General features: G+C 53.0%; 3 protein-coding genes. 1 reads left to right on the forward strand and 2 read right to left on the reverse strand.

Annotated features, from left to right (window positions below; genetic code table 11):
• Positions 1-244 precede the first annotated feature (244 nt).
• Positions 245-1,663 carry an SHD1 domain-containing protein gene (locus tag NB063_RS10120; protein ID WP_250928610.1) on the reverse strand — a complete coding sequence of 473 codons (1,419 nt, stop codon included), beginning with the start codon at positions 1,661-1,663 and terminating at the stop codon, positions 245-247.
• A 699-nt stretch (positions 1,664-2,362) separates the two neighbouring features.
• Here NB063_RS10120 and NB063_RS10125 point away from each other — a divergent pair.
• A complete protein-coding gene (locus NB063_RS10125) occupies positions 2,363-3,679 on the forward strand; it encodes a glycoside hydrolase family 71/99-like protein (protein ID WP_250928611.1) in 1,317 nt (438 codons plus the stop codon).
• A 419-nt stretch (positions 3,680-4,098) separates the two neighbouring features.
• Here the strand turns inward: NB063_RS10125 and NB063_RS10130 are convergent, their stop codons facing one another.
• Complete coding sequence (locus NB063_RS10130; protein WP_250928612.1) at positions 4,099-4,278, reverse strand: hypothetical protein; 180 nt, start codon at positions 4,276-4,278, stop codon at positions 4,099-4,101.
• Positions 4,279-4,589 lie beyond the last annotated feature (311 nt).

The following is a 4,589-nucleotide window of genomic DNA, read 5'->3' on the forward strand; positions in this document are numbered from 1 at the left end:
GCAGTAATTGAATCGACGTCTCCCCACGATTATGCACAAAGCCGCGTTTCCTGGCAGCTGTTGACAGCCATTATCAGGACGATTTGGTCAAGAATTTGGAACGCGAGGGGATGAAGGAGACGCACGAGCCCGTAATCAGTTCGTCGTCGCGATCCTCGATTTTGGGCATGCGAAACCGGCGAGCTATCTTTCCGCGTTGGAACGTACGACACGCGTCCGGAGGAGTAGGATTCCGCTGTTCGACCTATTTAGCCAGACGTTCAATCACAGCTTGGTCGTCGGGGGAGAGTCGGGCTTTGTCGACCTTGATCTGTTTTCCATCTTTTCCTTTGAGCACCACCGTCGTTCCTTCCAACGCAACAAACTCTGCCTCGATTTTGAAACGCCCCGATTTGTCAGACCATTGTCTCGGTCCGCTCATGTCATCGGCTGTGACCACAATGAACGGATTGGATTCCTCCGCCGCTCCCGCCGCCGCAGCCTTCTGTTCCTCCGAAGCAAGTTCTTCAAAGGAGGCTCCCCATTTTTTCCAAATCACTTCCGCGGCCGCTTTGACCTTGTCATTGCTATTCGACCTCAGACCGCCCACCACAACCATGAGATCCATGTCCTCGGCAACCAAGCCGGTCATTCGAGAACGAGAGAGGCTCTGGAGTTCGCCCCACACGACGCCCCACTGTGAGTGATTAAGCCGCGACAGAATTCGTTTCTTGTTGCTCTCACTGATCTTGACTGGGTAGGCTGGTTCCTTGGCTTTGGCGATCGCGGCGGCCCGAAGCTCTTCACGCTCTTTCAGGAAATCCTTGTACTCTTGCTCGGGGATTCGATTCCACTCGATCGTCAACGGAATCTTCGTCGACGAGTTCCCTGACTCCACCGTCATGTCAACTTTAAAATCCATCGACTCGGACATACCGAGTTCACGATTGAAGACCCAAGTACCTGAGCCGCTCATCTCAAACCCGGTATCTTTGCTGGTGGCGGCAGGGGAGTTCAGCGAGTATGTCTTGAGGATCGAGACCAGTTTCCCATCATCGGTTTGGATTCTGTACTCGCTCTTTTCGCCGCCACCTGTTGTTGTTTCTTCTTCGTTGCCTTGAGCAAAGGGGCCAAACCGAGGCCCGAAGCGAGATGATTCTTCTTTGGATGTGATTGTCAAACTCGTGCCATCGCCCCACTCGGATTCACCCTCTGCAGGCAGTTGCTCAAACGGCATCAATGCGAGATTGCCGAGCAGATAGGGCAACTGCGAGTCGCCCCGCATACTCACGATATCGCCTTTGCTGGAGATGACCAGCGTGCTCGTTGATTGCGTCAAACCACGGAAGTTTGGCTGATCAAACGGTCCTCGTGGTGGACCTCCGCCGGGACGTCCGCGAAAGCCACCACGCATGGGCATCGTCCGAGCGACCGTCGACTTGGTCGACTTCGTCAAACCACCTCTATATTCAACAATTTGATTTGCGTTGTCAGTGCCCTTCCCCGTGAATGCGATCAAGCCCTTCAAGGTCTCGACTGACGATGGCAAGGTGGCTGTTACGGTGACTCGATAAGCAACAACCTGATCTTTGGAAAGTTGATATTCGAGTGGTTGTGCGGACGCATTTGAGAAGATCAGCGAAAGACAGAAGAATAATACAAAAGCGATGGGGCGTTGGCGCATGGCTGCTTCCAAATCCTTTTCAAATACGTGGTAATCAGTGCGGGTGGGGAATCGAAGGCGGATGGAGACAATTGACGAAACTGTTATCAACGATGTGAGATGCAACCGTTTCAAAAATGGAGACCAAAAAACGGATAAGGTTGACGTTTATTAGGAATCATGCTCGTGCCGCGTTGACGTGCGGTTTCGTCCGAACACACCGATTAAAAACAGGCAAAATAGACCTCCTTTCGGCGGTGATCATCGTGTCATTGTATCAATCTGATTTGCACGAGGTGCATGATTTGTTGTGTTGCAATACAGAATTGCCCCCTTTCATTTTCATCCGGTGCCATCCACCTTTCGGCTCGCGGTATCGGGAGGACGTGCCGGGAAACCCGAATTTGTTTTTCGAATCACCTACGACCAATGTTGGAATTCGCTTGCGTTCACGAGGGCGAGGTGCACACGCCGCGATTGACACAAATGGCAACAACCGGGCTCTTCTTACGCAACATTAATGTCACGTCGATGGTTTGTTGACCGTCTCGATACAGTTTTCTGACACGTCGGTTCGACGGTCGATGCGAAGGTGGGCGGTTGATTCGAGAGCATCCACCAAGTGATCAATGTAAGTCGATAACATCGGCGAACTCGAACCGCATCGATGGAATCTTCCGAAGTTATTATCCGCCACGTATCGATCCACCTGCGCCGCCAATGTCCGTTCGCTTCACTGTTCCAGTCGATGCACCGCTGTGCTCTTTCTTTTTCTTTGCTTTTGCGATTGTCTTCGTGGGCCAGCTTGATGGGCAAGAGTTATCAACCCCTGAGCGTGCCGCAAAGGCTTCATCAATCGTTGACACTTCAACGTTGTCCGGCAAAGTCATGGTTGGCTATCAAGGCTGGTTCAATGCAGATGGCGATGGTTCGAATCTAGGTTGGACGCATTGGGCACAAAATCGAAACAAGCCATTTGGTCCGGGAAACGTGACGGTTGATTTGTGGCCCGACATGACGGAATACGATCAGGACGAACGATATCCGACAGAGTTTCAACTCGCCGACGGATCGGTGGCAGAGGTTTTCAGCAGTGCGAATCCGAAAACGATTCACCGTCATTTTCGATGGATGCAAGAATACGACATTGATGGCGCGTTCGTGCAGCGGTTCGCGAGCGGTCTCAGTTCGCAACATGCACGCGAACACAAGAATGCGGTCCTACAGCACGCCATCCACGAGTCTAAACGCTACGGGCGTGTTTGTGCGGTCATGTACGATTTGTCAGGTCTCAAGGAAGGGCAGCTTGTTCGTGTTTATCAGGATTGGTCGACGTTGCAGTCGCAGTGGAAACTCACCGACGCGTCGTCCTATCTTTATCACAACGACAAGCCGCTCGTCGCAATTTGGGGTGTTGGGTTCACCGACCGGCACGTGCCCGGCGCCTACACGCTGGCGGAATGTCGTGACATGATCGAATCGTTCAAGTCCGCAGGATGCAGCGTCATTTTGGGCGTTCCGACCGGATGGAGGGAACAGAACCGCGACGCCGTGACGGATACCGACTTGCACGAGATCCTCAAGCTTGCTGACGTGATCAGCCCATGGACGCCGGGCCGTTATCGCACTCTAGAACAAGTTGCGAAACACGAGCGAGAGACATGGACGCCCGACGTTAAGTGGTGCGAGGAACAACATCTCGATCTTCTTCCGGTTGTCTTTCCCGGATTCAGTTGGCACAACTTGAAGGGCGAACCGCTTGACGCCATCCCACGGCTGAAGGGGCAGTTCTTGTGGTCGCAGATCGTCGCGGCCAAACAAGCGGGGGCGGACATGATTTATGTCGCGATGTTTGATGAAGTCGACGAAGGCACTGCGATCTTCAAATGCACGAACGAGCCACCTGTCGGCGAGGGCGTCCGCTTTCTGACCTATGAGGGTCTCCCCAGCGATCACTATTTGAAACTCGTGGGAAAGGCCGGACTGATTCTGAGAAACGAGGTTCCCGCCTCGAATGAAATACCCGCGATGCGATAAACATTTCGCGAACATGGCAATCAATGTGGCCGAACAATCCGCGGTCGAAAGTGAGAGCTGTACCGACCGCAGAGCGTTTGGCCACAATCTCGCAACGACAGCAAGTTGATTGGGGTGTGTAGAGCGTTCCACCGCGAACCTGATCCGCCGCGGTCTGCGTGAGGAGTTTGGACGTCGGGAACGTCATCTGGCGACATTCACGACACCAGCCAACGAACTCTTAGAGCTGTCGGTCCCGCTTTTCGGTCTACGAAGCTTTTTCCGATCGACAAGTTCGACTTCGGTCCGTGTAGCCATCAGAAACTAAAGACAGCCACAGGTAAGAAGCTAAGTCCACGTTGTGTGGGCAACATTTCTCCACGCTACGGCTGTTTAGCAAGTGCAGACGGCCTCCGACTCGCCGTCATTACCTCGTGGTATCAATCATCGTCGTGCGGCTGACTATTTGCGATGGTTAGGTCGTCTCGAGTTTGGATTTCCTCTTCGCTCATTCCGTCAGTAACCAATTTGGGTTTCTCGTCACCACATCCGGGCAAGCAAAGCAACGTTCCAAGGAAGAAACAGACTAGAAAAGAGAAGTACGCTTGATGTGATTTCATGTTTTGTGACCCATATGAGAGTGTGAAGATGTTCAAGTTGAATCGGCCGAGGGACGTTTCGATTGTCCTGGCGTTTGCGTCGACGAGGGTATCGCTGGTCGGTAATCCCGACCCAAACTGGCCTGAAACAATCAGGCCAGTTAAACACCGATCAGTTGCTCTTGGACGGGGCTCGTGCAGACCGATTTCGCCAAGCACTCCCGTCTGAAATCAAGAGAGACTGATACACAACAGTCAGTCTTTTAGAATTCGCTGTCGATCACTTCGCGTGACGCGCCGGTCCCGAGTGCACCCCAGAGCCCGTACGGACT

The sequence above is a fragment of the Aporhodopirellula aestuarii genome (assembly GCF_023701485.1).
Classification (GTDB): Bacteria; Planctomycetota; Planctomycetia; order Pirellulales; family Pirellulaceae; genus Rhodopirellula; species Rhodopirellula aestuarii.

Bases quoted from the DNA above. Each gene is read 5' to 3' on its own strand.
- NB063_RS10125 (WP_250928611.1), top strand. From the start codon at position 2,363: ATGTCCGTTCGCTTCACTGTTCCAGTCGATGCACCGCTGTGCTCTTTC.
- NB063_RS10130 (WP_250928612.1), bottom strand. From the start codon at position 4,278: ATGAAATCACATCAAGCGTACTTCTCTTTTCTAGTCTGTTTCTTCCTT.
- NB063_RS10120 (WP_250928610.1), bottom strand. From the start codon at position 1,663: ATGCGCCAACGCCCCATCGCTTTTGTATTATTCTTCTGTCTTTCGCTG.